The following is a 25,547-nucleotide window of genomic DNA, read 5'->3' on the forward strand; positions in this document are numbered from 1 at the left end:
CATGCCATTGCCGGCCGGGCTGCCGGTGAGCACCAGGTCGCCGGGCAGGAGCTGCGCCTCGGCGGCCGTCGCCGTGATCATGACGGGGGGCGCCCCGGGCCGGGACGACCGCTGTGTGGTGCCGCGGAAGCCTGTCCGATCACCGCGGTTTCACGGGTGCCGGGTCCAGGCGGGCCCGGCGAAGCGGGCCAGCGCGCGCTCGACTTGGGCGGCGGACTCCCGGAGGCTGCCGTCTCCCGTCACTACCGACGTGAAGGTCGCGGAGAAGTCCGCCTGGGTGAGCAGCCGGTTCTCGGGCGGACTTCGCGGTGCTCAGTTGGCTATGCCGACGGGGTGGACCTGGATCTTGTCGTCGTACGGGCCGGCCAGCTTCAGCGCATCCGCGGGCCACTCCAGGGACACGCTGTGGGTCTCGTTCGGCGGCGTCACGATGATGTTGGTCGGGGACGCGAGGCTGTCACCACTGAAGTCGACCTCGTAGGAGATGCTGAAGGTGGCGGTGTCACCGGGCTTCAGGTCGGTGATGCGGGGCTGCTCACCGCCGCGGTCGACAGGGGCGGACGTGCCGTCGATGTCCTTCAGGTCGACGCCCGCGAAGCCCGTCGCCGAGCAGGTCTTCGCGCCCTTGTTGGTCATCTGAACGGTGACCTCACCCACCTCCTGGTCGGGCGAGCTGTCCACAGCCTCCATGATCAGGTCGCTCGTGCGGCAGAACTTGCTCTTCCCCCCGCCGTTTGCCGCACCGTCGGCGGCGTCCTGCCCGCCGCCCGCCTCCGAGCCTCCCTTGTCCTTGGCGTCGGACCCCTGCGCACCGCCGGAGGAGCCCGAGGAGCTGCTGGACCCGGCCGGGGCCGTGTCGGCCGGGCCCGCGGACTTCGCGTCACCGTTGCAGGCCGTCAAGGTCAGCGCGGCGGCCGCGGTCAGGACCGCGGCGGCAACGCGGAAGGAGCGGCGGCTGGCGATGCGGGCGGTGGTGTTGGAGCGCATTTCGGGTCCCCCAAGGGCGGTTGGTGTCGTCGTCTGCTCGGTACGACAACCACTCTGGCCGGGCCCACTACCGCACCACTGCCGCCCCACTAACATCCCACTAACACGACAGTGACCAGGCGAAAGACGCCACCATGAGACGGCGAAGCGCCGGCGGCCGCCTTACGCGGACCGCCGGCTGGCGCGCGGCGAGCTCGGTCTGGCTGGCCGTGTATGTCTCCGGCCGCCGCCGTACGTCTCCGGGATGACATACGGCGGCGAGCCGGCGGCAGTGGAACCACCCCTCGTACAGCGCGACCACCATCGACAACGACATCGCGGTCCTGACGCTGCCCAGCCCCATCAGCGCCAAGCCCGCCCCCATCACCACCTCCAACGACACCGCGTCTACGGCTGAGGCCGCACCAGCTCCACCAGCCAGGACATCTCCTGCTCGGTCACGGCGACATCACCGGCGACGGCAAGGCCGACCTGGCGGGCGCCCTCGCCGTTCCAGACCGCGGCGGAGCCCTGCCGCACCGACGGGCCGGCTACGGGGCCTCGTCCGCCACCTCGGCCGCCTCCGCGTGGGCGGGCAGGGTGACCGTCACGGTCAGGCCGCCGCCCTCGCGGGGGCGGGCCGTGACGTCGCCGCCGTGGGCGCGGGCGATGGAGCGGACGATGGACAGGCCGAGGCCCGCGCCCTTGGCGGTGACCAGGCGGTCGGTGCCGAGGCGGCGGAAGGGCTCGAAGAGCGCGGGGAGCTCGTAACGGGGCACGGCCGGGCCGGTGTTGCCCACCTCGACCTCGACCCGGCCGTCGTCGCGGGCGCGGCAGGCGACCCGCACCCAGCCGCCCCCGTCCGGGGTGTTGTGGCGGATGCCGTTCTCGACGAGGTTGTGCACCAGCCGTTCGAGCAGCAGCGCGTCGCCGGTGGTGGGTGCCGGGGCGGTCTCCTGCTCCACCGTGATCCCGGCCCCTTCCGCCTCCGCCGCGGTCTGCCCGGCCACGTGGTCCACGATGTCGGACAGATCGACCGGCAGCCGCTCGGTGATCTCGTTCTCCGAACTGGCGAGCAGCAGCAGCCCGGTGATCAGCCGCTCATGGCGGGCGTTGATCTCCAGCAGGTTCTCGCCGAGCTGCCTGACGTCCTCGGAGGCGGTTCTGCGGTGCATGGCCACCTCGACCAGGGCCCGCCCGAGGGTGAGCGGGGTGCGCAGCTCGTGCGAGGCGTTGGCGACGAAGCGGCGCTGGCCGTCGAAGGACCGGTCGAGCCGTTCGACCATCGTGTCGAAGGTGTCGGCGAGGTCCTTGACCTCGTCCTCGGGCCCGCGCAGGGCGATCCGCTCATGCAGGCCGCGGTCGGCGGCCGGGGCGCTCGCGATACGGCGGGCGGTGTCGGTGACCCGGTGCAGCGGAGCCAGCACCCGGCCGGCGGCCAGCCAGCCGAAGCCGGCCGCCACGCCGCCGACGACCAGGAGGGCGAGCCCGCCCTGGGTGATGAGCGAGGTGGTGGCGGCGGCGTTCACCCGGTCGCGTTCATCCTTCACCCACTTCTGCGCCGACGTGTCGGTCAGGACATCGCCGTCCCCGGTGATCACCTCATTCCGGGGCGGGCCCGCGGCGGGGTCGTCGGTCTGCACGCTGCGGGCGTAGATCTTCAGGCCGCCGCCGCCGGCGAGCTGCTGGTTGAACAGCGCGTACGTGACGCCGAGCAGCACCACGCCGGCGGCGAGGAACAGCCCTCCGTAGATCAGGGTGAGCCGGGCCCGCAGGCTGATCCGGCGCGGCAGGAACCGGCGCGGCAGGAATGTCAGGCGGCGCTTCATGCGATCCGGTACCCCACGCCCGTGACGGTCTCGACGACCGGCGGCCCGCCGAGCTTGCGGCGCAGCTTCAGCACGGCCAGCCGTACCGCCCCGGTGAACGGGTCGGCGTGCTCGTCCCAGGCCTTCTCCAGCAGCTGTTCGGCGGAGACCGCGCTCCCGTCGGCCCGCAGCAGCTCGGTCAGCACGGCGAACTCCTTCTTCGACAGCGGTACGTAGCGCCCGTCCCGGAACACCTTGCGGCGGGCCGGGTCCAGGGTGATCCCGGCCCGGCGCAGCACCGGCGGCGCCGCCGGGCGGCTGCGGCGGCCCAGGGCCTGGACGCGGGCGGCGAGTTCGGCGAAGGCGAAGGGCTTGGTGAGGTAGTCGTCGGCGCCGAGGGTGAGCCCGGCGACGCGGTCGGCGACCTCGGCGGCGGCGGTGAGCATCAGCACCCGCGCCGTCGCCCCGGCCCCGGCCAGCTCGCGGCAGACGTCGTCGCCGTGCACCCCGGGGAGGTCCCGGTCCAGGACCACCACGTCGTAGTCGTTGACGGTCAGCCGCTCCAGCGCGGCGGTGCCGTCGTACGCGACGTCGACCGCGTGCGGCTCGTCGCGCAGCCACTCCGTGATCGCGTCGGCGAGCAGGGGTTCGTCCTCGACCACCAGCACCCGCATCCGTCCCCTCCCCTTCCTGCCAGCAGCCCCCTGCGGGCGAGGCCATCGTGCCCGGTCCGGTGTTTCCGCGCCGTTAGGAGCCACCCGCGGCCGCCGGAAACGTGGGGGAAACGCGGTCTGCTCTTGCATCCCTCTCGTACGTACCGATCGAGCAGAAGGAGACGACGCCATGAGCAGGCGGATCCTCGGCATGGCGGCGGCCGTGCCACTGGCGCTGACCCTCGCCCTGTCCCTGACCGGATGCGGCTCCGGCAGCGGCGGCGACGACAAGGTGGCCTCGGCCGACGGCGCGAAGAAGGACGACGGCGGCAGCTCGGCGCCGAGCATGGACCCGCAGGAGATGGGGGCCAAGTTCGCGCAGTGCATGCGCGAGCACGGCATCGACATGGAGGACCCGGAGCCCGGCCAGGGGATCAGGATCGACATCCCGCCCGGCACCGCGAAGGGGACGGTCGAGAAGGCCCAGGAGGCCTGCCGCGAGTACGACCCGGTGCAGAACGGGGGCGGCCGCAAGCCGGACGCGAAGGCGCAGGAGAGCATGCGCAAGTACGCCAAGTGCATGCGTGAGAAGGGTGTGGAGAACTTCCCGGACCCGCAGACGGGGGGCGGACTCCAGCTCGACGGCTCGGTCATGGACGACCCCGACTTCTCCAAGGCGGAGAAGGCCTGCAACAAGTACATCGGTGGCGGCGGCACTCTCAACCGGAACGACGGCTGATGAGGGACATCGCCGTGGACAGCGTGCGGGGCCGGGACTCGGACCGGGAGCCGCAGTCGGAGGCGGCGCGCACCTCGGTCCCGGAGCCCGCGCCGCGCCGCCGCAAGGGCCGCCGCCGCGGCATGAAGGCCGCCCTCGCCGTTCTGGTGCTGGTGGCGGGCGGCGCCGTCGCCGCCCTCGGCCCGGTCGGCCGCGGCTCGGGCGACAAGGCCGCGACCGAACTGCCGCCGAGCACCGCCGAGGTGACCCGCCGGACGCTCCAGGACACCCAGAGCGTCGACGGACAGCTCGGCTTCGGCCCGGCGACCACCCTGTCCGCCCGGCGGCCCGGCACGGTCACCGAGGCGCCCGAGGCGGGGGACCGGATCACCCGTGGTAAGGCGCTGTACGAGGCGGACGGGCGCCCCGTGACGCTGATGTACGGCTCGACGCCCGCGTACCGCGCACTGAAGACGGGCAGTGAGGGCGCGGACGTACGGCAGCTGGAGCGGAACCTCAGCGCACTCGGCTACTCGGGCTTCACGGTCGACGACGAGTACACGGCCACCACGGCCGAGGCGGTCCGCGCCTGGCAGGAGGACCTGGGCCTGCCGGAGACCGGGACCGTGGAGCTGGGGAGCGTGGTGTTCGCGCCCGGCGCGGTCCGCGTGGACAGCGTGGCGGCGCGCAAGGGCGACACGGTGGCCCCCGGCGGCAAGGTGCTGTCGTACACCGGCACCGATCAGGCCGTCACCGCCGAGCTCGACCCCGCCGACCAGCAGTTGGCGAAGGAGGGGAGGGACGTCGAGGTCGTGCTGCCGGGCGACCGGACCGTCAAGGGCACCGTCAAGGACGTCTCCACGGTGATCGAGCCGGGCAACGGGCAGGGGGAGGAGGCGAAGACGAAGGTCGAGGTGGTCGTCGCGCTGGGGGACGCGGCGGCCCGGAAGGCCGCCGAGGCCTACGCGCTGGCCGCCGTGCACGTCGACTTCACCTCCGAAACCCGTAAGGACGTGCTCACCGTGCCGGTCGGCGCCCTGCTGGCGCTCGCCGAGGGCGGCTTCGGCGTGGAGGTCGTCAAGGGCTCGACCAGCACGTACGTCCCGGTCACCACCGGCCTGTTCGCCGACGGCCGGGTGGAGATCTCCGGGAAGGGGATCTCCGAGGGCACGAAGGTGGGGGTACCGAAGTGATCTCTCTGACGGATGTCACCAAGACCCACCCGGGCGGGGTCACCGCGCTGGACGGCGTCAGCCTGGACATCGGGCATGGCGAACTCGTGGGCATCGTGGGCCCGTCCGGCTCCGGCAAGTCGACGATGCTCAACATCCTGGGCACCCTCGACCGGCTCACCAGCGGAAGCGTGCTCATCGACGGATACGACATCGGCGCACTCTCCGACGCCAAGGTCTCCGCGCTGCGGGCGACCCGCATCGGCTTCGTCTTCCAGCACTTCCACCTCGCCACCGGCACCTCGGCGCTGGACAACGTCGCCGACGGGCTCCTGTACTCCGGGCTGGCAGCGGGCGAACGGCGCCGCCGCGCCGCGCTGATGCTGAACCGGGTCGGCCTCGGCCACCGGGTGCACCACCATCCGCACGAGCTGTCCGGCGGCGAGCGCCAGCGCGTCGCCATCGCCCGCGCGGTGGTCGGCGAACCCGCGCTGCTGCTGGCCGACGAGCCGACCGGGGCGCTCGACTCCCACTCCGGGGCCGAGGTGATGCGGCTGCTGCGGGAGCTGCACGCCGCGGGCACCACCGTCGTGATCATCACGCATGACTGGGAGATCGCGGACAGCCTGCCCCGGCAGGTGCGGATGCGCGACGGGCGGACGGTGTCGGACTGATGGCCACGGACACACACCCGGAGCGTACGGAGCGTACGGATCGCCCCGGCCGTACGGACCGGCGGCGCGCCGACGCCCTCCGCCCCGCCCGGCTGCGCCCCCGCGACGTGGTCAAGGTCGGCGCGGTGGGCCTGCGCACCCGCCCCATGCGGGCCTTCCTCTCCGCGCTGGGCATCGCCATCGGCATCGCGGCGATGGTCGCGGTGGTCGGCATCTCGTCCTCCTCCCGCGCCGATCTCGACCGCACCCTCGCCGCGCTGGGCACCAACCTGCTCACCGCCTCGCCCGGTTCGACGATGTCCGGCGGCCAGGCCCGGCTCCCGGAGACCGCGGAGCAGATGGTGGCGCGGATCGGCCCGGTGCACTCGGTGTCGGCCGTCGGCAAGCTCCCCGGCGCGAAGGTCTACCGCACCGACAAGATCCCCGAGGCCGAGACCAACGGCATCGCCACCTACGCCGCCCGCACCAGCCTGCGCGCCGCCATCGGCGCCGAGCTGCGCAGCGGCACCTGGCTCAACGCCGCCACCAGCCGCTACCCGGCCGTCGTCCTCGGCGCCACCGCCGCGGAACGGCTGGGGATCGGGCAGGTCGGCCCCGACACCCAGGTCCTGATCGGCGGCCGGTGGTTCACCGTCGTCGGCGTCCTCGAACCCGCCCCGCTCGCCCCCGAGCTGGACACCGCGGCCCTCGTCGGCTGGGCCGAGGCCGAGGCCGAGCTGTACTTCGACGGGCGCCCCACCACGATCTACACCCGCTCCGAGGAGTCCGCGGTGGAGTCCGTGGCCTCCGTTCTGGGTGCCACCGCCAACCCCGAGGCGCCCGGCGAGGTCGAGGTCTCCCGCCCCTCCGACGCCCTCGCCGCCCAGCAGGCGGCGGGCGAGGCGTTCACCGGGCTGCTCCTCGGCCTCGGCGCGGTGGCGCTGCTCGTCGGCGGCGTCGGGGTGGCCAACACGATGGTCATCTCCGTGCTGGAACGCCGCGCGGAGATCGGGCTGCGCCGCTCCCTGGGCGCGACCCGGGGCCAGATCCGCGGCCAGTTCCTCGCGGAATCCCTGCTCCTGTCCGCCCTGGGGGGAGTTGGCGGGGCGCTCCTGGGCGCCGGGGTCACCGCCGGCTACGCGCTGTCGCAGGGCTGGCCCGTCGAGGTCCCGCCGTGGGCGCTGCTCGTCGGCCTGGCCGCGACCCTCGCCATCGGCGGCCTGGCCGGCCTCTACCCGGCGATCCGCGCCTCCCGGCTCTCCCCGACGGAGGCCCTGGCCACGCCCTGAACGGACATGCCGTGAACGGGCCGAGCCGCCCGCCCGGTGCCCACGCGGGGCCGGGCGGGCGGCTCACGGCCGTGTCGGTCCGGCATGGTTGGATGGCCGACTGGACGAGGTCCGGGGCAAGGAGGGGGCGTTGAACCTGTCACGGCGCTCGTACGCGCTGATCGCGGCGCTGGTCGTGGGCATGCTCACCCTGGTGTACATGGGCACCCGCGCCTCAGAGGACGCGGCTGGCGAAGGCGTACCGTGGCGCGCCGACGACCCCTGCATGAAGGACGCGCCCCACCCCGGGGTCTGGGATGAGAAGGAGCCACGGCTGCTCACGCTCAGCCACGGATACTCCTCGAAGTCCCCGATGGGTGGGGGCGACATGCACTTCACCATCGGGGCGAGCATCAACGTGGGCCGCCACCCGCTCGTCCTCCACACGCCCCTCGCACGCGGCGGGGTCTCGGTCCGCTTCTGCGCCCCGTACGGGAAGGGCGTGATGGCGGAGGCCAAGGGGCTGTCTCCGAAGTCCGTCGAGACACCCGCCGACAAGGACGGCGCGATACGCGTCACCCGCGAGGAGCCGCTGCACTTCATGGTCGAGCTGCCGCCCTCGGCGCTGCGGAACGGCTACTCGATGTCCGACCTCATGGACTCCACCCCACCCCGTAGCAACGACGCGGCCGACTATCCGGTCCTTGTGCTGACCGTCTCCGACCCCGGCCTGGACGCCCCGCTGGTGGCGGTCTCCTTCAAGCCGGACCCCACCCCCACCGCGCAGGCGCTCGGCGCGTCGCCGGCCGTACGGAGGGTGATGGCCGCGCGGCGGCCGGGGTGACCCCGGCCGGGCGCGCGGGCATGCCTCAGGACTTGGCGTCCTCGGGCTCAGCCTTCTCGGGCTTGGCGTCCTCCGGCTTGGCCTTCTCGGGCTTGGCGTCCTCGAAGTAGGCGTCCAGAACCGCGTCGAGTTCCGTCGTCCACTCCTTGAGCACCTTCTTGGACGACGCCGCGACATCGGCCGTGTACCAGCGGCGGGCGGTCGTGTAGACGGTGACGGAGAACCGGCGTCCGAACCGCGGGGTGTCGATCTCGACCGCGCCGATCTCGCTCCAGTCGAACTCGGCCGTCTCGCCGTCCAGCCGGAGGGTGACGCCGCCGCGGCGTGCGGCGATCGAGCCGCGGTGGTCGGAGGCCTCGAAGACGGGGCCGCCGGCCTCGTCCTCATCCTCGTCGGCCGTCTCTTCGTCCGCGTCGGCGTCCGCGGTCTCGGCCTCGGCGTCGGCTTTGGTCTCGGCCTCCGCTTCGGCTTCGGCTTCCGCGTCGGCTTCCGTCCCAGCCTCGGCTTCGGCGTCCTCGAGTGGCTCTTCTGCCTTCTCCGCCTTCTCCTTCGGGGGTTCCTCCTCCGCTGGGCGTGGGGCCGTGAGGCCGGGGATGTACGCCGGATCGAACCCGGCGGCGGGCACGGGCGGGGTGCTCGGTCCTATGCGCTGCTCCACGGCGGGCAGTATGGCCGATAAACCTGTGCCGGGAACAGTCTCACCGGCCGTGCCCGGACAACGAAACGGACAAGATGACGCGGAGAGCCGCGGTAAGGGAGCGGGGATGAAGCTGCGCTGTGCGGTGCTCGACGACTTCCAGGGGGCGGCCCTGACCAGTGCAGACTGGGCCCCCGTCCTGGACCGGGTGGAGGTCGTGAGCTTCACCCGGCACTTCGGCACCGAGGACGAGCTGGCCGCGGCTCTGGCCGACTTCGACTTCGTCGTCACCCTTCGGGAGCGCGTCGCCTTCCCCGGCTCGCTGTTCGCCCGGCTGCCGAGGCTGAAGCTGCTGATCGCCTCCGGCATGCGGAACTCGGTCATCGACTACGCGGCGGCCGAGCGCCACGGCGTGACGGTCTGCGGCACGGCCAGCTCCCAGGCCCCGCCGGTCGAGCTGACCTGGGCGCTGATCCTCGGCCTGGCCCGGGGCCTGGTCGCCGAGAACACCGCGCTGCGCACGGGCGGGCCCTGGCAGAGCACGGTCGGGGCGGATCTGCACGGCCGCCGGCTGGGGCTGCTGGGCCTGGGGAAGATCGGCAGCCGGGTGGCCGCGATCGGGCTGGCCTTTGGGATGGAGGTGACGGCCTGGAGCCAGAACCTGACGAGGCGGCGGGCCGACGAGGTGGGCGTGGCGCTCGCCGGTTCCAAGGAGGAGCTGCTGGCCTCCAGCGACGTGGTCTCCGTCCACCTCGCGCTGAGCGACCGCACCCGCGGTCTGCTGGGCGCGCCCGAACTGGCCCTGCTCAAGCCGACCGCGTACCTCGTCAACACGTCCCGGGCCGCCATCGTCGACCAGGACGCGCTGATCGACGCCCTGCGGCGGGGCGCGTTCGCCGGGGCGGGGGTCGATGTCTTCGACGTCGAGCCGCTCCCGGCGGACCACCCCATGCGCACGGTGCCCCGGCTGCTGGCCACCCCGCACCTGGGCTATGTCTCCCGGGACAACTACCGCAGGTACTACGGGGAGGCCGTCGAGGACATCCAGGCCTTCCTCGCCGGCTCCCCCGTACGCGTCCTGGGGTAGGCCGTGTCCGGCGGCCAGGCGGCGGAGCCGCACATTGGTGCTGTTCCCCACCCCGCCCCTTCCCTCAACCGGGGCTTCGCCCCAGACCCCGGGCGCCAGGGGCGAAGCTCCCCCACGCGGCGGAGCCGCACATCGACAGGGGCCGGGAAGGGGCGGGGTGGGGGCTGCGTCGGTTTGCTGCTCCGCAGCGTGGCCGCCGCAGGCGTCAAGATCCGCCGGACACCCCCTGGGCGCCACCAGCCCGCTCCGCGCCCACCCGCCCCCCTCACGCGTCGCGGAAGCGCAGCGCCGCCCAGCCCAGGGCCACCGCCGCCCCCGCCCAGGCGGCGAGGACGCCGAGGCCCGTCCAGGGGGCGAGGGGGGCGGTGCCGGTGCCCGGGAGGGTGGTCTGGACGGCGAGTCCGGCGCTCATCGGCGAGACCTTCTGCACCACATGAAGCGCGTGCGCGGACATCGGGACGACCTTCGTGGCCAGAAACGGCCCGTACAGCAGGGCCGCCGTGACCCCGGAGGCGACCCCGCCGTGGCGGAGCACCGCGGCCACCCCGGCGCCCAGCAGCGCGACCAGCGCCAGGTACAGCAGGGTGCCGGCGGCCGCCCGCCACACCGCCGGGTCGGACAGGGCGGCCGCGCCGTAGCCCTGCCCGGCCGACACGGCCCGCCCGGCCAGCAGCGACCCGAGCACCCCGGGGGCGCCGGCGCCGAGCACCGCCGCGGCGACGACGGCGGCCTTCGCGGCGAGGACGCCGGTCCGTCCCGGGTGCGCGGCCAGGGTCGTACGGATCACTCTCGGCTGGTACTCGGAGGCGACCAGCGCCACCCCGACCGCGACGGCGGCGAGTTGCGCGAAGTAGACGCCCGACAGGGCGAGCGCCGCCGGGTCCGCCGGGGTGGCGCGGGGGCGCCCCTGGCCCGCGGCGGTGAGCGCGGTCGCGCCCGCCATGACCGCGGCCAGGGCCGCCAGCGTCCACAGCTGGGACGGCACCGTGCACAGCTTGGTCCACTCGGCGCGCAGGGTCCGCCCCGCGCGCCGCGCCTCACGCATCACGCCTGCTCTGCGCCCAGAACGCGGCGCCGAGCGCCACCGCCGTGTATCCGCACAGGACGGCGAAGCCGCCCCAGGGGCCGGCCGGGTCGCCGAGCAGGTGCATGGTCTGGCGGATGGCCAGCCCCGCGATCGGCGTGGCCCGGTTGACCCAGTTGTTGACGTCGACCGAGCTGACCTGGGCGACGATCGGCACCACCAGGAACACCCCGAAGAGCAGGATCACCGCCCCCGCCGTACGGCGCAGCAGCACGCCGACGCCGAGCGAGAACAGCGCGACCAGGGCCAGCGTGGCCGCCGTGCCGACGACCGCGCGCAGCACCGTCGGGTCGCTGAGGGAGGGGTCGGGGTGGATCGGCGGGCCCATGCCGTTGCGGCGCTGGATCGGCCGGGTGAGGAGGAGGGCGGTGACGGCCGCGGCGAGCCCGGTGACGAAGACGGTGCCCGCCAGCACGACGGCCTTGGCGGCCAGCACCCGGGCGCGGCGCGGGGAGGCGCCGAACGTCGTGCGGATCGTGCCGGTCCGGTACTCGGAGGTCATGGCGAGCACGCCCAGCGCGATGGCCGCGATCATCCCGAACTGCGCCCCGGAGAGGCTGTCCTTGACCCGGTCGAAGCCGTGGAGTTCGCTGCCGACGCCCGCGATCCCGATGCGGCCGAGGTCGCCGCTGCCGGTGACGGTGAAGGTGTCCCCGGCGCGCCGCAGGGTGCCGGGGCTCTCGGACGCGGTGCGGATCTCGGCGGGCGGGCCATTGGTCACGGGTGCCTCGGCCACGTCCGTCAACGTCCAGTCGTCCGGCGCGGAAGCCCCCGCCGGGGCCAGAGTGACGTGGTCGAACACGGCCTGGCCGGTGGTGGGGCGGAAGCCGCCCACGATCTCGCCGGGGCCCACCAGCCGCTCGTGCATGCGCCCGTGGGAGGCCACGAACAGCCCCGCCTGGGCCCGCGCCGGCAGTGCGCCGGCGGTGAGCGTGCCGACCTTCCGCCAGGCGCGGCCGTCGGCGGACTCGTACCCGGTGATCTCGCGCCCCGCGCGGGTCAGCCGCAGCCAGACCGGGGCGGCCGTGTCGCCGTCGCCGTCGCCGGTGGCCTCGGTCTTCGCGTCGGCCAGCATCCGTACGCCGTGGTCGGGGGTGACCATCAGGGCGACGTACGAGGAGCCACTGGCTGTGGACGCCTTGATGACGACGCCGGACTTGGCCCAGGGGGCGCTGTCCTTCTGCCGTGCGACGCGCGCGGTGACGCTGCCGTCGCCGCTGAGTTCGCGGTGCACGAAGCTGAAGTGGTCGACGGTCTGCGGGGCGTCGTTGGCGTTGCCGTGGCCGCCCTGCGCGGAGAGATAGCCGATGAGCACGGTGAAGGAGAAGACGGCGAGCAGGGCGACGGCGGTGCTGCGCACCGACATCAGCTTCGTCCACTCGGCCCGGACGGCCCGGACGGCGCGGATCACGAGGCCTCCTTCTTCGCCGCGAACTCGCCCGCACCCCGGGTCAGTTCCAGATAGGCCTCCTCCAGCGAGGCGCGGTGTTCGGACACTTCGGAGAACGACAGCCCGCCCTGGGTGAGCAGGGCCACCACCCGCTCGGCGGGCAGCCCGTCCACGGTGAGCCGGTCGGGCCCCAGGACCGCCACCTCGGCCCCGGCCCCGGCCAGCGCCGTCACCGCCTCCGCGCGGCGCGGGGTGCGCAGCGTGACGCGGCCCCGGGACGCGGCGGCCAGCAGCGACGCCACATCGGTGTCCGCGAGCAGCCGGCCGCGGCCTATGACGATCAGGTGGTCGGCGGTGTCCTCCAGCTCGCTCATCAGGTGGCTGGAGACCAGCACGGTGCGCCCCTCGGCGGCCAGCGAGCGCAGAAAGCCGCGGATCCACTGGATGCCCTCGGGGTCGAGCCCGTTGACCGGCTCGTCCAGGATCAGCACCGGCGGATCGCCCAGCAGCGCCGCCGCGATGCCGAGCCGCTGCCGCATGCCGAGCGAGAAGCCCCCGGCCCGGCGCCGCGCGGCGGAGGCGAGGCCGACCAGTTCCAGCACCTCGTCGACGCGCCGGGCGGGCAGGCCGTTGTACCGGGCCAGCCACAGCAGATGGCTGCGCGCCCGGCGGCCGGGGTGGACGGCCTCGGCGTCCAGGAGCGCCCCGACGACCTTCAGGGGCTCGCGCAGCGAGGCGTACGGGCGGCCGCCGACCAGGGCGGTGCCCCCGTCCGGGGCGTCGAGCCCCATCACCATCCGCATGGTCGTCGACTTTCCCGCGCCGTTGGGCCCGACGAAGCCGGTGACCAGGCCGGGCCGCACCGTGAACGTCAGCCCGTCCACGGCCGCCGTGGGCCCGTAGCGCTTCCGCAGGTCACGGGCCTCGATCGGGAGGCCCTTCATGGTTGTTGCCATGTCCAGGGACGCTACGCAGCCGGGGGCGGCGGGCCGTCACGCCCGCGGGGAGTCTTTCCGGGCCGCGCATCCCCCGCGCGGGTGACGGCAGGGCGCGCCGACCGCCGCATAATGACCGGCGTGACGTGGAGAAAGCCCCGGACCGGTGCGGCGGATGCGGCAGGTGCGGCCGGTTCGGCGGCGCGTGCCGGTGCGGCGCGTGCCGCGGCCGGGCGCGGGGCGGCGGCGGTACGGCGGCTCGGCCGCGCCCCGGATCTGCCGCTCGTGGCGGCCGCGGTGCTGTGTGCCGCCGGGCTGCTCCAGGCCGTCGCGGAGATCGACGAACGCAACCGCGCCGACATCCCGCTCACCCTGGCCCTGGCCCTCGGTTCGACCGCGCCGCTCGCCTTCGCCCGCACCCATCTGCTGCCCGCGGCCGCGGCGGTGACGGCCTCGGTCCTGCTGACCCCGCTGAGCGACCGGCTGCCCTGTGTGGCCGCGCTGCCCGCCCTGGCCGTGCTGCTCCATCTCACCGGGCTGCGCGGCTCGCCGCGCACCGCGCTGCTGTTCGCCGTCCCCTTCGTGGCGTACGCGGTGGGCCCGGCCCCCTCGGCGGCGGGCGGCAAGCCGCTCGGCGTGGCGCTGCTGGCGGGCGCCGCGGCCGCGCTCGCGGCCGGGGCGGCGCGGCGGGCCGGCGGGGAGGCTGCCGCGCGGTCCGCGGCCGACTGGGAGTACGCGCACACCGTGCTGGAGCACGCGGCGCGCGGCGAGCGGGCCCGGATCGCCCGGGAGCTCCACGACGTCGTCGCCCACCACATCTCCACCCTGTCCGTGCAGGCCGAGACCGCCCGGCTGACCACCCCCGGGCTGCCGCCGCTGGGCGCCGAGCGGCTGCTGGCGATCGGCGAGACGGCCCGGCAGGCGCTCACCGAAATGCGCCGCCTGCTGGGCGTGTTGCGCGACGACGCGTCGTCCGGCCCGCCCACCCGCCGGCCGCAGCCCGGCCTCGACCAGCTGCTCACCCTGGTCGACGAGGCCCGCGACACCGCGGGCGGCGGCGTCCGGCTCGTCGTACGCGGCCGGATCGCCCCCCTGGAGCCCGGCCTGGAGCTCACCGCCTACCGCGTCGTCCAGGAGGCCCTGACCAACGCCCGGCGGCACGCCCCCGGCGCGCCGGTCGACGTCGAACTCCACTACGCGGAGGGCGCGCTGCGCGTCACCGTACGCGACATCGGCCCCGCCACCGGGCCCATGAGCCCCGGCCCGGCCCCCGGCGGCGGCCACGGCCTGCTCGGCATGCGCGAGCGCGTCGCCATGGCCGGCGGCACCCTGCGCACCGGGCACGGCCCGGCGGGCGGCTTCGTCGTCGCGGCCGAACTGCCGCTGCGGGCGGTGGCGGCCGCATGACCGTACGCATCGTCATCGCCGACGACCAGGACGTGGTGCGGGCCGGGTTCGGCGCGCTGCTGGACACCCAGCCCGACCTGACCGTCGTCGGCAGCGCGGCGGACGGCGCGGCGGCGGTCGGGATCTGCCGCGAGACGCGCCCCGACGTCGTCCTCATGGATGTGCGCATGCCGGTCCTGGACGGCATCGAGGCCACCCGCCGCATCGTCGCCGGGGCGGCGGGGGCCGGGGCGGGCCGTGGCCCGCGCATCGTCATGCTGACCACCTTCGACCTCGACGAGTACGTCTACGACGCCCTGGCCGCCGGCGCCAGCGGCTTCCTCCTCAAGGACATGGCCGCCGAGCGGCTCTTCGAGGCCGTGCGCGTGGTCGCCGCCGGGGAGGCCCTGCTCGCCCCGACCGTCACCCGCCGCCTCATCGGCGAGTTCGTCCGGCTCCGCCCCCACACCGCCGGGCCCACCCCGCTCGCCCTCCTGACCCCGCGCGAGACCGAGGTGCTCCGCCTCATCGCGGAGGGCCTCTCCAACGCCGAGATCGCCGCCCGCCTCACGGTGAGCGCCGAGACCGTCAAGACCCACGTCAGCCGGGTCCTGGCGAAGCTGGGCGCCCGCGACCGGGCCCAAGCGGTGATGCTGGCGTACGAGTTCGGGCTGGTCGTGCCGCGTTCGGGCGGGCCACGCCATGGATCTGTCCCGTGAGACGGCGTCGCTACTTCGCCACGAACTGCGTCAGGATCGCCTGCACCTCGTAGATGTCGACACCCTTGGTGAAGGTCTTCTCGATCGGGGTGGCGTTGCTCGAGATCCAGATCTTGAGCTCCGCGTCGAGGTCGAAGTGGCCGGCGGTCTCCACCGCGAAGTGGGTGATGCTCTTGTACGGGACCGAGTGGTACTCCACCTTCTTGCCGGTGATTCCCTGCTTGTCGACGAAGATCAGCCGACGGTCGGTGAAGAGGATGGTGTCGCGTATCAGCTGGTACGCGGCCCGCACCTGCTCGCCCTGCCCCAGCAGCCGCTCGTAGTCCCGCTGCGCCGACGCCGGGTCGACGGTGTGCGCGTTGCCGAAAAGTGCCATGACAGCCCCCATTTGTCGTCGTTGTGCGATCTCCGTATGTATATCGCCTCCTGGGAGGGGAGCGAAGTAAGCGGACTGAGATACTCCGGCCATGGACGACGGGATGACGGGATGACGGGGAACGGGACGCCACCGGGCTGGGCGCTGCGCTCCGCGGCGGTAGCGGACGTCGAGGCCGTCGCGGAGTTGCGGGCCGCGGTCATGCGGGCGGATCTGGAACGGCTCGGACGCTACGACGAGCACCGGGTGCGGCAGCGGCTGCGGGACTCGTTCTCCACGGAGTACACGTCGATCATCATGGTCGGCCGTGAGCTCGCGGGATGTGTCACGCTCCGGCCCGCCGACGGCAGGCAGTGGCTGGAGCACTTCTACCTGGCGCCGCACCAGCAGGGCCGCGGGCTCGGCTCCGCCGTCCTGCGCACCGTGCTGGAGCGGACCGACGCGCAGGGTGCGGCCGTGGCGCTGAAGGTCCTCCAGGGCAGCGCCGCCCGTCGGCTCTACGAGCGCCACGGATTCGTCATGGAAGCCCAGGACCCGATCGACGTCCTCATGGTGCGCTCGCCGTCCGAGCGGGAAACGTAAAGGACCCGGCAGGGGGGGGCGTCCCCCCTGCCGGGTCAGTGGGTCAGCCGCACTTGCGGCCGCTGTTGATGCAGCTCACGGCCTGCTTCATCAGCTTCTGCGACATCACGTTGATGAAGTCGCCATGGTCCGTACCCGGCTTGTGCAGCTGCTCGGGGAAGCTGTCCACGGCGAAGTTCCGGGCGCCGGGGGCGAGCTTGTAGGTGATCCGCTGGACCAGCTGCGGAATGGCCTTGAACCCCTTCTGGCACGAGCCGTCGGCGGCGGCGAAGGCCACGTGCGTACGGTGGTTCGCGCTGTCCGCGTTCTTGCCGTCCCAGCAGCTCTGGAAGTTGAACGTCCGCACCACGTTGCTGCCCTTCGGGCAGATCGGGTACTTGTCCTTCAGCTGGCGGTTCTCGAAACCGGTGCAGCTCCAGGACGCGTTGGCGTTGGCCGTGCCGTTGGTGAACGCCTTGGCGTCACCGGTGATGATGCGCAGGAACTTGGGCATCTCCACGACCTTGGAGACCGGGCTGCCCTTGAAGGTGAGCTGTACGGAGGTGGGCCGCAGGATGCGTCCCACGTTGCCCTCCGTGCCGCCGCCCGGGGCGCCCGCGTCGAACTCCTTCGTGCCGTCCTGGAGCCGCAGGACCGGCCAGTAGTGGGTGGACCGGTCGCCGTTGGTGCAGGTGGTCCCGGCGGATTCGAGGGTTTGGTTGGACGCGAAGGCGTCGGTCTTCTTGTTGCCGACGTAGTCGTGCATGTGGTGGGCGCCGTTGCTCACGCCGGGGGCCACGATGACGTTGTCGGAGTTGAAGTGCTTGTTCTCGTTGCGCCCGCAGCGCGAGGAGAAGGTGCCCTTGGAGCCCTTGCCCTGCACGCGGGGGGCCTTGACGTTGGGCTTGACCTTGCGGATGTCCACGAAGTCCGCCCGCTGGGGGCCGGACTGCTGCTGACCGCCCGCGGCCGGGGCCGCGCCCCCCGCCGCGGGGGTGTTCGGCGCCGCGGTCTGGGCGCCGGCGGCGGCCACGGCGGCCGCTTCGTCCTGCTTGACCGTGCAGGACGCGAGCGAGTCCAGGCCGGACGGGCGGGCCTTGACCTTCTCGATCTCCGTGGCGATGCGGTCCAGGGTCTGCCGCCGCTCGGAGTTCAGCGGGTCGAGCACGCGGGTGCGCACCGACTCCTGGTCGGTCTTGCCGCCCTGGTCCACGAGCCGCTGGTAGGCGGTCGCGACCTGGCTGTCCATCTTGGCCAGCTGGTCGTTCACGGCGGGCCGCGCCTGCTGTGGCACGTCCGACAGGCCGGTCGCGACATCGGGGCACTTGATGGTCATCCCGGCCCGCGCGGCGGCCTGCTGCGCGGGGGTCTCCTTGGCGGCCGACGCGTTGTTGTCGGTCATCAGGAGCGCTCCGCCCCCGACGGCCAACGCCGTCGCACCGACCACGGACATCGCGATCACTCGGGACCGCTTATGTCTCTTCCTGTTTTTCACCGGGCCGCCCCTCATCGGTTGTCGTCGCATACCGAAGAGATACGTAAGCGGGGGCGGTTCTTCTCAGTGGGTGTCCGCGTCCCGCCGTCCACCCGGGCTGACCAGCCCGGTTTCATAGGCGACGACCACGGCCTGGACGCGGTCGCGGAGCCCGAGTTTGGCGAGGATGCGGGCGACATGGGTCTTGACGGTCGCCTCCGACAGATGGAGCCGGGCGGCGAGTTCGGCGTTGCTGAGCCCCTGCGCCAGCAGCCGCAGGACCTCCGCCTCGCGCGGGGTCAGCGCGGCCAGGTCGCGGTGGAGCGCGGCGGTGTCGGGGTCCCGGCGGGCGTAGCGCTCCACGAGGCGGCGGGTGATGGCCGGGGCCAGCAGCGCGTCGCCGGAGCGGACCATGCGGACGGCGGCGACCAGATGCTCGGGCGTGACGTCCTTGAGGAGGAAGCCGCTGGCCCCGGCGGACAGCGCCGCGTAGACGAAGTGGTCGAGGTCGAACGTGGTGAGGATGATCACGCGGGGCTCGCCGGGGCCGCCGGTCAGGATGCGCCGGGTGGCCTCCAGGCCGTCCATCTCCGGCATCCGGATGTCCATCAGCACCACATCGGGCCGGGTGCGCCGGACCGCCTCGACGGCCTCGCCCCCGTCCGCCACCGCGGCGACCACGTCGATGCCGTCGGCCGCCAGGATCATGGTGAAGCCCGTACGGACGAGCGCCTGATCGTCGGCGACCACCACGCGCAGCGGCCCGGTCACCTGTCCTCCAAGGGGATTACTGCTTCGACGCGGTAGCCGCCACCGGGGCGCGGCCCGGTGTGCAGAGCCCCACCGTAGACGGACAGCCGCTCGCGCAGGCCGATCAGCCCGCGCCCGCCGCCGGCCGCCGCGGACGCGCTCGGGGTGCCGCCGGTGTCGGTGACCTCCACCCGCAGCCGGTCGTCGCCGTACGCGACGGTGACCGCCGCGGTCGATCCGGCGGCGTGCTTCACGGCGTTGGTCAGCGCCTCCTGCACCACGCGGTACGCGGCCAGGCCGACCCCGGACGGGACGGGGCGCGGTGTCCCGGACACGGTCAGCCCGACCGGCAGCCCGGCCTCCCGCACCCGGGCGACCAGCGCGTCCAGCTGGCCCAGGCCCGGCTGCGGTGCGAGGTCCGGGGTGGCGGTTCCGCCGGTGCCGGTGGTGTCTTCGTCCATCGTCAGCAGGCCCATCGCGTGCCGCAGTTCGGCCATCGCCGCCCGGCCGCTCGCCTCCACCGCGAGCAGCGCCTCGCGGGCCCGGTCGGGGGTGGTCGCCATGACCTTGCGGGCGGCCCCGGCCTGGATGACCATCACGCTGACGTTGTGCGTCACCACGTCGTGCAACTCGCGGGCGATACGGGCGCGTTCCTGCTCGGCGGCGCGGCGCAGCTCCTCGGCCCGCTCCCGTTCCAGCGCGGACATCCGCGCGTCGCTCTCGCCCGCCCGCAGTTTCCAGGTGCGCAGCCCGTTGGCCGCCACCACGATCGGCACCAGGATCAGCAGCGGGATGTACTCGTTCTGGACGACGGGCAGCGTGCCGTCGGCGAGCCTGCTCAGCGCGAACACCGCCACCGGCAGACTCGCCAGCGTGGCCACCCGGTAAGGGCTGTACGCCGCGGCGCCGTAGGCGGCGATCACGCAGGCGTACGAGGTGATCCTGGGGGTGCTCGTCGGCGTCAGCGCGACCGCGACCGTCACGATCCACAGTACGGCGAGCGGATACCGGCGGCGCAGCGCGAGCGGCGCCGAGGCGGCGACCGCCAAGGCCACCGGGAGGAGCCAGCCCGCCAGCCAGCCCGGGCCCGGGGGCGGCCCGTCCGGGAGCGGCGGCGGCACAGGTGGGGGCGCGGGTTCGGACGGCTCGGCAGGGACCCACGGGTCGACCACGCCCTCGACGGCCGTCCGGACCCGCCCGTCCCAGTGCTCCACGGCGTACTGGACGCTGGCGATGCCCAGGGCCAGCGCCAGCGCCACGTCGAAGACCAGGCTTCGGCGGGTGGGGAGGGGCAGCGGGCCGGTCGCGCGCTTCAGCAACTCGATCAGTTCGCGCAGCCGGGCCGGCAACGGCACGTTCATCACCGGCTCATTCTCGCCACCGGACCAGGCCCGGAACATCCTCCCACCGGTCTTCGGAGCAGCCCGCCCGTACATCGCTCGCCTACATCGCGGGGATGACACCGGCCGCCCTCATCCCGGCGCGGTACCGGAAATGCCCCGGCCGGGCGACGTGCCCCGGATACGCCCGCGCCTAGCGTCCAACCGCGTCAGACGCGTACGTATCGAGGGAGACGAGCATGACCACGCCGGTGATCGAACTGCGGGATGTGAGCCGCGGATACGACGGGGGGCCGCCCGCGCTGGACGACGTGTCGCTGACCGTGCGCGCCGGGGAGGCCGTCGCGATCCTCGGGCCGTCCGGCAGCGGCAAGTCCACGCTGCTCAACCTGGTCGCGGGCCTGGACCGGCCGGACTCCGGCACCGTCACCGTCGACGGCGTGCGCGTGGACACCCTGGGCGAGGCGGCCTCGGCGCGCTTCCGGCGCGCCAAGATCGGCATGGTCTTCCAGTTCTTCAACCTGCTCGACGACCTGACCGTCGCGGACAACGTCGCCCTGCCCGCGCGGATGGCGGGCCGGTCGCGCGGCGCCGCCCAGCGCCGCGCCGCCGAACTGCTCCAGTCGCTCGGCGTCGACCGGCACGCCGACGCCTACCCGGGGCGGCTGTCCGGCGGCGAGCGGCAGCGCGTCGCGGTCGCCCGGGCCCTGGTCAACCGCCCCGCGCTGCTGCTGGCCGACGAGCCGACCGGCGCGCTGGACACGGCTGCGGGCGAGGCCGTCCGCGATCTGCTCACCGAGCTCAACGCCGCTGGGCAGACGGTGGTGTTGGTGACCCATGACCTCGCGCTGGCGCGGTCCTGTACGACGCGTACGGTCCGGCTGGTCGACGGCCGGATCGCGGCGGAGGGGCACCCCGCCGTGGCGGAGGAGGCCCGATGAGCGCCCTGGGCCGGGTCGTGCGCTCGGGGGCGCGCCGCCGCCGGGTGCAGAACGCCGTGATCGGGCTGGCCACCACGATGGCGGTGACCGCCGCCGTCATGTGCGCCTCGCTGCTCGTGGCCTCCAACGCGCCGTTCGCCGACGCCTTCGCCAAGCAGCACGGCGCGCATCTGTCGGTGCGGTACGACGCGGCCAAGGCCACGGCCGCGCAGCTGGCCGGGTCCGCGGACGCCCGCGGGGTCACGGCGGCGGCCGGGCCCTTCCCGACCGCGTCGGTCACCCCGAGCCTCGACGGCGAGGAGCTGGTGCCGATGTCGGTCGTCGGCCGCGCCGATCCCGGCCGCGATCCGGTCGACCGCGTCACCCTGACCGAGGGCGTCTGGGCCACCCGGCCCGGCCAGATCGTGCTGTCGCCCGGGGCCGGCGCTCCCCCCGTGCTGGGCCTGAAGCTCAGCTTCCCCGATCTGCCCGGCGACCCGACGCTGACGGTGGTCGGCGTGGCCCGCTCGGTCAGCCGCACCGCAGACGCCTGGGTGGCCCCCTCCCGGATCGCCTCGCTGACCGCGCCCAACGCGCGGGCGGGCTATCAGATGCTCTACCGCTTCGCCGACGCGGACACCGGCGCCCGGATCGCCGCGGGGCGGGCGGCGGTGACGGCGGCGGTGCCGGCCGGGGCGCGGGTCGGCGACCAGTCCTGGCTCGCCGTCAAACGGGAGGCCGAGCAGGAGACCGCGGTGTTCGTGCCGTTCCTCGTCGCCTTCGGCGTGCTCGGGCTGGTCATGGCCGTGCTGATCGTGGGCAATGTGGTGGCGGGCGCGGTCGGCGGCGGGCTGCGGCGGATCGGCGTCCTCAAGGCGCTCGGGTTCACCCCCGCCCAGGTCGTACGGGCCTATATGGCCCAGGCCCTGATCCCGGCGGCGTTCGGCACCGTGGTCGGCGTCGTCGCGGGCACCCTCCTGACCCGTCCGGTCCTGTCCGAGGCCGAAGAGGCCTACGGAACCGCCGGGTTGATCATCACCCCGTGGGTCGTGGCAGCGGTGGCCGCCGGGGCGCTCGGCCTGGTGGCGGCGACCGCGTGGGCGAGCGCGGCGCGGGCCGGGCGGCTGCGGGCCGTCGACGCGCTCGCCGTCGGCCGCGCCGCGCGCCCCGGCCGCGGCCGGGCGGTGGTCCGGCTGACCGGGCGGCTCCCGCTGCCCCGGCCGCTGGGCCTCGGCCTGGCCCGCCCCTTCGCCCGCCCCGCCCGCGCCGCCGCGATGGTCGCGGCCGTCGCCTTCGGGGCCACCGCCGTCACCTTCGCGGTGGGCCTGGCCGCCTCGCTGAACCGGGTGCAGGACGCCAGGGAGCACGACAGGGCCGATGTCACCGTCGACCCCAAGGCGGCGGCCCTCGGACCGGACGGAGCCCCCGGACCGAATGGCGGTCGCGGCCCGCACCGCAGGGGCCCGGGCGGCCCGCCGCGGATCACGGCCGACCCCGCCGCGATCACCGCGGCGATCAAGGCCCAGCCGGGGACCCGCGCGTACTACGCCACCGCCGCCACCCAGGTGACCATCGCCGGGCTGACCGGCTCCGCCGAGCTCCACACCTTCGCCGGGGACGCCACCTGGGCCAACTACCGGAACGTCTCCGGCAGATGGTTCGAGAAGCCCGGCGAGGCCGTCGTACCGACCCAGTTCCTCGCCGCCACCGGCACCCGGCTCGGGGACACCGTCGCCCTGAACCACGCCGGCAAGACGGTCCGGGTCCGGATCGTGGGGGAGGTCTTCGACCCCCGGAACCAGGGCATGAACGTCCTCACCGACGCCGCGACGCTCGCCCCCGCGAGCACCCCCGCCGACAGCTACCGCATCACCCTCAAGCCCGGCACGGACGCGGCCGCTTACGTCACCGCCCTGAACTCCGCGCTCGGCTCGCTGGACGTCACAGCGCGCACCGGCCCCTCCGGGGGCGAGAGCGAGGTGATCCTCGTCCTCGACGCGCTGGCCGCCCTCCTCACCCTGATGCTCGTCGCCGTCGCGGGTCTTGGCGTGCTCAACGCGGTCGTCCTCGACACCCGCGAACGCGTCCACGACCTCGGCGTCCACAAGGCGCTCGGCATGACCCCACGGCAGACCGTCGCGATGGTCATCGCCTCGGTCGTCGTGGTGGGGGTTGCGGGCGGCGCCCTCGGCGTCCCGGCGGGCCTGGCCCTGCACGCGGCGATCGTCCCCGCCATGGGCGAGAGCGCCGGACTCACCCTCCCCACCGCGGCCATCGACGTCTACACCCCGCCCGAGCTGCTCCTGCTCGGCCTCGGCGGCCTGCTGATCGCCGTCACCGGCGCCCTCCTCCCCGCGAGCTGGGCCGCCCGGACCCGCACGGCCACGGCGCTGCGCACGGAGTAGCCCGGGAGACCAGGCAATTCAGGACGCCAGCCCCTGCCGGCCAGGAGACGGGCGATGAGCCGTTGGATGTCAGAATGAGTGGGGCCCCGCCGCGATTCGAGCGTGGCGGGGCCCTTCGTACTATCGGCGAGAGGTGAGCAGTAAGCCGAGCAGGAATGCGGTAACGGCGGATCCGGCACACCAGAGGGTTGTCAGGAGACCGTCGGTCGTGACGCCGGCGCGCGTGGCCGTCCAGGTGGGTGCCGTTCGTGCTCCTTGCCACCGGGAGAGCATGCGACTCCGGACGCGTCGGCGCGGGGGGAGCAGTCGTGGCGCCCGGTGTTGGCCGGGACCAGGGATGCAAAGTCCGACGACGGCGAGCAGGAGCAGGAGCGTTGCCCCGCCCGCACTGACGGGTCCTAGCAGGGCGGCTGTGTTCCCCTCGATCATTCCTCGGCCTCCTTCAGGGCGGCCGGATCGTAAGCGATGAGTCCGACCACATCGGCGAGCCGGTAGGTCAGGTCACGGGCCGGCGAGTGTCGAGCCACAAGGCTGCTTGCGGCCCGTCGCCGATGCGCGTGACGTGGACGCGGTGGGCTGCGGTCATGCGTCGCCTCCCCTTGCCCCCGTTGCGCCGTCGGCCGGCCGCAGGTCGCCGTAAATGCTGTGCCACCGGCGCTCGACGTCGTCGGGGTGGTCCGGGTCGGCGAGACAGATCCATGCTCCCGGTTCGGGGTGATGCGTGATGATGCCAGTCCGGTTGTGGCGGGTGTCGTACACGGTGTCGTCTTCGGCGAACGAGTGGGGACTGCTCATGCTGGTCATCTGGGTGGTTCCTTCCTCTGGTCGGGGCAGTGCCGGCGGCTGCCCTCCGTTCTCTATCTCGCGCGGTTGCCGTGCCTGGCCTCGCCACTCGCGTGCCAGGGGTCAACTGGCATGCGCGCAGCTGCACTTGGACGCTTACCGGCGGTGCCGCGTCGTGCTGTCGGAACTGTAGGACACACAGGTGCGGTTTCTCAACAGTGAGAAACCGCACTGTGTCTCGATCGGGTGGTCTTGCTGTGGCACAGTGGTTCGCGACGTCGATGCATGGGAGAAAGGGGCGTGATGGCGTCCGCGAGACAGCCGACAGCACGCCAGGCGCGACTGGGTGCGGAGCTGCGGAAGTTGCGTGAAGCCGCGGGCATGTCAGGAACGGAAGCCGCCGCATTTCTCGGTGGTGAGCGCTCCTTGATCAGTCACGTGGAGGCGGGGCGATGGGGAATTAAGCCGGAGCGGGTTCAATTCCTCGCCTCTCACTACGCGGCAACTGATCAGGATCTCATCCATGCGCTCACCGCGATGGCGCGGGAGCGCCGCAACGGATGGTGGGAGAAGTACCGTGGCGTGCTTCCGCCCGCCATGCTGGACCTGTCGGAGCTTGAGCACCACGCGGCACGTCTGAGAACTGCGCAGGCGCTTTTGATTCCCGGCATCTTCCAGATCGACGAATACGCGCGAGCGGTCTTCTCGTCATCCAGCCCGGGAATCAGTGATGATGAGTTGAATGTGCGAGTAGCGCATCGCGTGTCGCGTCGTGGAATTTTCGAGCGAGAGTCTCCGACGCCGTATGAAGCGATCATCCATGAGGCGGCGCTGCACATCAACTACGGAAGCCGGGGGATCGCGCGGAAGCAGCTTGAGTACCTCTTGAGTATCACCGAATGGCCGAGTGTCGAGATCCGAGTGATCCCATTTGACCTCGAGGCGTTTATTGGACTCACGCCGCAACTTTTTTACTCCGACGGTCCACTCTCGCAATTGGATACCGTGGTCGTCGAGAGTGCGCACGATATTATCTTTTTGGATGCGCGAGCTCAGCTCGACAAGTACCGGGCTCTTTTTGCGGCGTTCGAAAAGGTCTCGCTTGATGTTGATGGGTCGAGGAAAATAATTCACCGCATTCTCGGGGAAAAGTGAGATTCCATATCATGGCCGAAGGAATAATCTGGCAGAAGTCCTCTTTCTCTCAGGGCACGGGCGAATGCGTTGAACTCGCCGCCACCGCCGACGGAGTCCTGATGCGAGAGAGCGATGAGCCGCAGCAGATCATCAGGACGACTCAGGCAAAGCTGCGGGCGTTCGTCCAGGGCGTCAAGGCGGGAGAGTTCGATCATCTGATCTGATCGCACCCTAGTGACGGAGGAAGTGCCGGGATGGCGGCGGTGCACCACGACAGCGACAGCGAGGCCTGCGCACACCTGAAGGCGTTGCATACCTGTGCGTTTCGCCCGCAGGTCGTCGCCGAGGCCGGAGGGTGGTCGGCGTTCATCCCAGGGCTGCCGATAGCGGGGGACGGCGCTACATTCGACGAGCTGGCGGACGCCGTGCGTGAATACGCGGAGGACTGGCAGGACCACCTGGCCGATGCCCCCAACCACGC

The 25,547-nt window shown here is 73.1% G+C and carries 26 protein-coding genes; 13 read left to right on the top strand and 13 right to left on the bottom strand.

From position 1 onward, the window contains the following. Positions 1 to 312: 312 nt before the first annotated feature. The 4 genes from ABTY62_RS35785 to ABTY62_RS35800 form a co-directional block, all read right to left on the bottom strand. Positions 313 to 987, bottom strand: coding sequence for a DUF4232 domain-containing protein (locus ABTY62_RS35785; protein WP_352133578.1), 675 nt, complete (start codon positions 985 to 987; stop codon positions 313 to 315). Positions 988 to 1,374: 387 nt separating this feature from the next. Next, entirely contained in the window at positions 1,375 to 1,506 is a 132-nt protein-coding gene (locus ABTY62_RS35790; RefSeq protein ID WP_352133579.1) for a hypothetical protein, read from the bottom strand. Between the two features lie 11 nt (positions 1,507 to 1,517). Beyond that, the gene (locus tag ABTY62_RS35795; protein WP_352133580.1) at positions 1,518 to 2,795 is read right to left on the bottom strand and encodes a sensor histidine kinase; all 1,278 of its coding nucleotides are present in this window, start codon (positions 2,793 to 2,795) and stop codon (positions 1,518 to 1,520) included. Next, a complete protein-coding gene (locus ABTY62_RS35800; RefSeq protein WP_352133581.1) occupies positions 2,792 to 3,448 on the bottom strand; it encodes a response regulator transcription factor in 657 nt (218 codons plus the stop codon). Before ABTY62_RS35800 ends, ABTY62_RS35795 begins: the two co-directional genes overlap by 4 nt. A 169-nt stretch (positions 3,449 to 3,617) precedes the next feature. Between ABTY62_RS35800 and ABTY62_RS35805 the strand changes: the two genes are divergently transcribed. The 5 genes from ABTY62_RS35805 (at position 3,618) to ABTY62_RS35825 (ending at position 8,082) form a co-directional block, all read left to right on the top strand. Continuing rightward, positions 3,618 to 4,166, top strand: a complete 549-nt coding sequence (locus ABTY62_RS35805) for a hypothetical protein (RefSeq protein WP_352133582.1) — start codon at positions 3,618 to 3,620, stop codon at positions 4,164 to 4,166. Beyond that, positions 4,166 to 5,338 (top strand): peptidoglycan-binding protein, encoded by a 1,173-nt coding sequence (locus ABTY62_RS35810; protein WP_352133583.1) that lies wholly within the window; start codon positions 4,166 to 4,168, stop codon positions 5,336 to 5,338. The genes ABTY62_RS35805 and ABTY62_RS35810 overlap by 1 nt, the downstream gene beginning before the upstream one ends. After that, positions 5,335 to 5,991, top strand: a complete 657-nt coding sequence (locus ABTY62_RS35815) for an ABC transporter ATP-binding protein (protein WP_352133584.1) — start codon at positions 5,335 to 5,337, stop codon at positions 5,989 to 5,991. The genes ABTY62_RS35810 and ABTY62_RS35815 overlap by 4 nt, the downstream gene beginning before the upstream one ends. Further along, positions 5,991 to 7,259: an ABC transporter permease gene (locus ABTY62_RS35820; RefSeq protein ID WP_352133585.1), complete on the top strand. Its 1,269-nt coding sequence runs from the start codon at positions 5,991 to 5,993 to the stop codon at positions 7,257 to 7,259. Before ABTY62_RS35815 ends, ABTY62_RS35820 begins: the two co-directional genes overlap by 1 nt. A 130-nt stretch (positions 7,260 to 7,389) precedes the next feature. Then, positions 7,390 to 8,082 (top strand): hypothetical protein, encoded by a 693-nt coding sequence (locus ABTY62_RS35825; protein WP_352133586.1) that lies wholly within the window; start codon positions 7,390 to 7,392, stop codon positions 8,080 to 8,082. A gap of 25 nt (positions 8,083 to 8,107) precedes the next feature. Here the strand turns inward: ABTY62_RS35825 and ABTY62_RS35830 are convergent, their stop codons facing one another. After that, positions 8,108 to 8,740 (bottom strand): hypothetical protein, encoded by a 633-nt coding sequence (locus ABTY62_RS35830; RefSeq protein ID WP_352133587.1) that lies wholly within the window; start codon positions 8,738 to 8,740, stop codon positions 8,108 to 8,110. Positions 8,741 to 8,846: 106 nt separating this feature from the next. Here ABTY62_RS35830 and ABTY62_RS35835 point away from each other — a divergent pair, with 106 nt between their 5' ends. Further along, on the top strand, positions 8,847 to 9,806 hold the full coding sequence (locus ABTY62_RS35835; RefSeq protein ID WP_352133588.1) for a D-2-hydroxyacid dehydrogenase family protein: 960 nt from the start codon (positions 8,847 to 8,849) through the stop codon (positions 9,804 to 9,806). Positions 9,807 to 10,071: 265 nt separating this feature from the next. On the opposite strand, the gene ABTY62_RS35840 is transcribed toward ABTY62_RS35835, so the two are convergent. Genes ABTY62_RS35840 through ABTY62_RS35850 form a run of 3 tightly spaced genes read right to left on the bottom strand, consistent with a single transcriptional unit; the run spans position 10,072 to position 13,224 of the window. Next, positions 10,072 to 10,851, bottom strand: a complete 780-nt coding sequence (locus tag ABTY62_RS35840; RefSeq protein WP_352133589.1) for a hypothetical protein — start codon at positions 10,849 to 10,851, stop codon at positions 10,072 to 10,074. After that, positions 10,844 to 12,301: an ABC transporter permease subunit gene (locus ABTY62_RS35845; RefSeq protein WP_352133590.1), complete on the bottom strand. Its 1,458-nt coding sequence runs from the start codon at positions 12,299 to 12,301 to the stop codon at positions 10,844 to 10,846. The genes ABTY62_RS35840 and ABTY62_RS35845 overlap by 8 nt, the downstream gene beginning before the upstream one ends. After that, on the bottom strand, positions 12,298 to 13,224 hold the full coding sequence (locus ABTY62_RS35850) for an ABC transporter ATP-binding protein (protein WP_502997588.1): 927 nt from the start codon (positions 13,222 to 13,224) through the stop codon (positions 12,298 to 12,300). The genes ABTY62_RS35845 and ABTY62_RS35850 overlap by 4 nt, the downstream gene beginning before the upstream one ends. Positions 13,225 to 13,356: 132 nt before the next feature. Here ABTY62_RS35850 and ABTY62_RS35855 point away from each other — a divergent pair, with 132 nt between their 5' ends. After that, positions 13,357 to 14,622: a sensor histidine kinase gene (locus ABTY62_RS35855; RefSeq protein WP_352133592.1), complete on the top strand. Its 1,266-nt coding sequence runs from the start codon at positions 13,357 to 13,359 to the stop codon at positions 14,620 to 14,622. Then, positions 14,619 to 15,320, top strand: coding sequence for a response regulator (locus ABTY62_RS35860; protein ID WP_352133593.1), 702 nt, complete (start codon positions 14,619 to 14,621; stop codon positions 15,318 to 15,320). Before ABTY62_RS35855 ends, ABTY62_RS35860 begins: the two co-directional genes overlap by 4 nt. A 10-nt stretch (positions 15,321 to 15,330) precedes the next feature. Here the strand turns inward: ABTY62_RS35860 and ABTY62_RS35865 are convergent, their stop codons facing one another. Beyond that, positions 15,331 to 15,696, bottom strand: coding sequence for a PH domain-containing protein (locus tag ABTY62_RS35865; protein WP_352133594.1), 366 nt, complete (start codon positions 15,694 to 15,696; stop codon positions 15,331 to 15,333). 111 nt (positions 15,697 to 15,807) lie between these two features. On the opposite strand from ABTY62_RS35865, the gene ABTY62_RS35870 reads away from it, so the two are divergent. Further along, on the top strand, positions 15,808 to 16,278 hold the full coding sequence (locus ABTY62_RS35870) for a GNAT family N-acetyltransferase (RefSeq protein ID WP_352133595.1): 471 nt from the start codon (positions 15,808 to 15,810) through the stop codon (positions 16,276 to 16,278). 43 nt (positions 16,279 to 16,321) lie between these two features. Here ABTY62_RS35870 and ABTY62_RS35875 read toward each other — a convergent pair whose 3' ends face one another. The 3 genes from ABTY62_RS35875 to ABTY62_RS35885 are packed head-to-tail and all read right to left on the bottom strand — an operon-like array spanning position 16,322 to position 19,842. After that, positions 16,322 to 17,767, bottom strand: coding sequence for a DUF1996 domain-containing protein (locus tag ABTY62_RS35875; protein ID WP_352133712.1), 1,446 nt, complete (start codon positions 17,765 to 17,767; stop codon positions 16,322 to 16,324). 48 nt (positions 17,768 to 17,815) lie between these two features. Further along, complete coding sequence (locus ABTY62_RS35880) at positions 17,816 to 18,502, bottom strand: response regulator (protein ID WP_352133596.1); 687 nt, start codon at positions 18,500 to 18,502, stop codon at positions 17,816 to 17,818. Next, positions 18,499 to 19,842: a sensor histidine kinase gene (locus ABTY62_RS35885; RefSeq protein ID WP_352133597.1), complete on the bottom strand. Its 1,344-nt coding sequence runs from the start codon at positions 19,840 to 19,842 to the stop codon at positions 18,499 to 18,501. The genes ABTY62_RS35880 and ABTY62_RS35885 overlap by 4 nt, the downstream gene beginning before the upstream one ends. 218 nt (positions 19,843 to 20,060) lie before the next feature. On the opposite strand from ABTY62_RS35885, the gene ABTY62_RS35890 reads away from it, so the two are divergent. Both ABTY62_RS35890 and ABTY62_RS35895 read left to right on the top strand, forming a co-directional pair. Then, positions 20,061 to 20,762 (top strand): ABC transporter ATP-binding protein, encoded by a 702-nt coding sequence (locus tag ABTY62_RS35890; protein WP_352133598.1) that lies wholly within the window; start codon positions 20,061 to 20,063, stop codon positions 20,760 to 20,762. Continuing rightward, positions 20,759 to 23,146 carry an ABC transporter permease gene (locus ABTY62_RS35895; protein ID WP_352133599.1) on the top strand — a complete coding sequence of 796 codons (2,388 nt, stop codon included), beginning with the start codon at positions 20,759 to 20,761 and terminating at the stop codon, positions 23,144 to 23,146. The genes ABTY62_RS35890 and ABTY62_RS35895 overlap by 4 nt, the downstream gene beginning before the upstream one ends. A 582-nt stretch (positions 23,147 to 23,728) precedes the next feature. Here the strand turns inward: ABTY62_RS35895 and ABTY62_RS35900 are convergent. Next, positions 23,729 to 23,950, bottom strand: a complete 222-nt coding sequence (locus tag ABTY62_RS35900) for a hypothetical protein (protein ID WP_352133600.1) — start codon at positions 23,948 to 23,950, stop codon at positions 23,729 to 23,731. A 282-nt stretch (positions 23,951 to 24,232) separates the two neighbouring features. On the opposite strand from ABTY62_RS35900, the gene ABTY62_RS35905 reads away from it, so the two are divergent. Next, positions 24,233 to 25,084: a helix-turn-helix domain-containing protein gene (locus ABTY62_RS35905; protein ID WP_352133713.1), complete on the top strand. Its 852-nt coding sequence runs from the start codon at positions 24,233 to 24,235 to the stop codon at positions 25,082 to 25,084. Positions 25,085 to 25,095: 11 nt separating this feature from the next. Further along, positions 25,096 to 25,290 carry a DUF397 domain-containing protein gene (locus tag ABTY62_RS35910; protein ID WP_352133601.1) on the top strand — a complete coding sequence of 65 codons (195 nt, stop codon included), beginning with the start codon at positions 25,096 to 25,098 and terminating at the stop codon, positions 25,288 to 25,290. Positions 25,291 to 25,547 lie beyond the last annotated feature (257 nt).

The organism is Streptomyces sp. NPDC097640 (assembly GCF_040302705.1).
GTDB lineage: Bacteria > Actinomycetota > Actinomycetes > Streptomycetales > Streptomycetaceae > Streptomyces.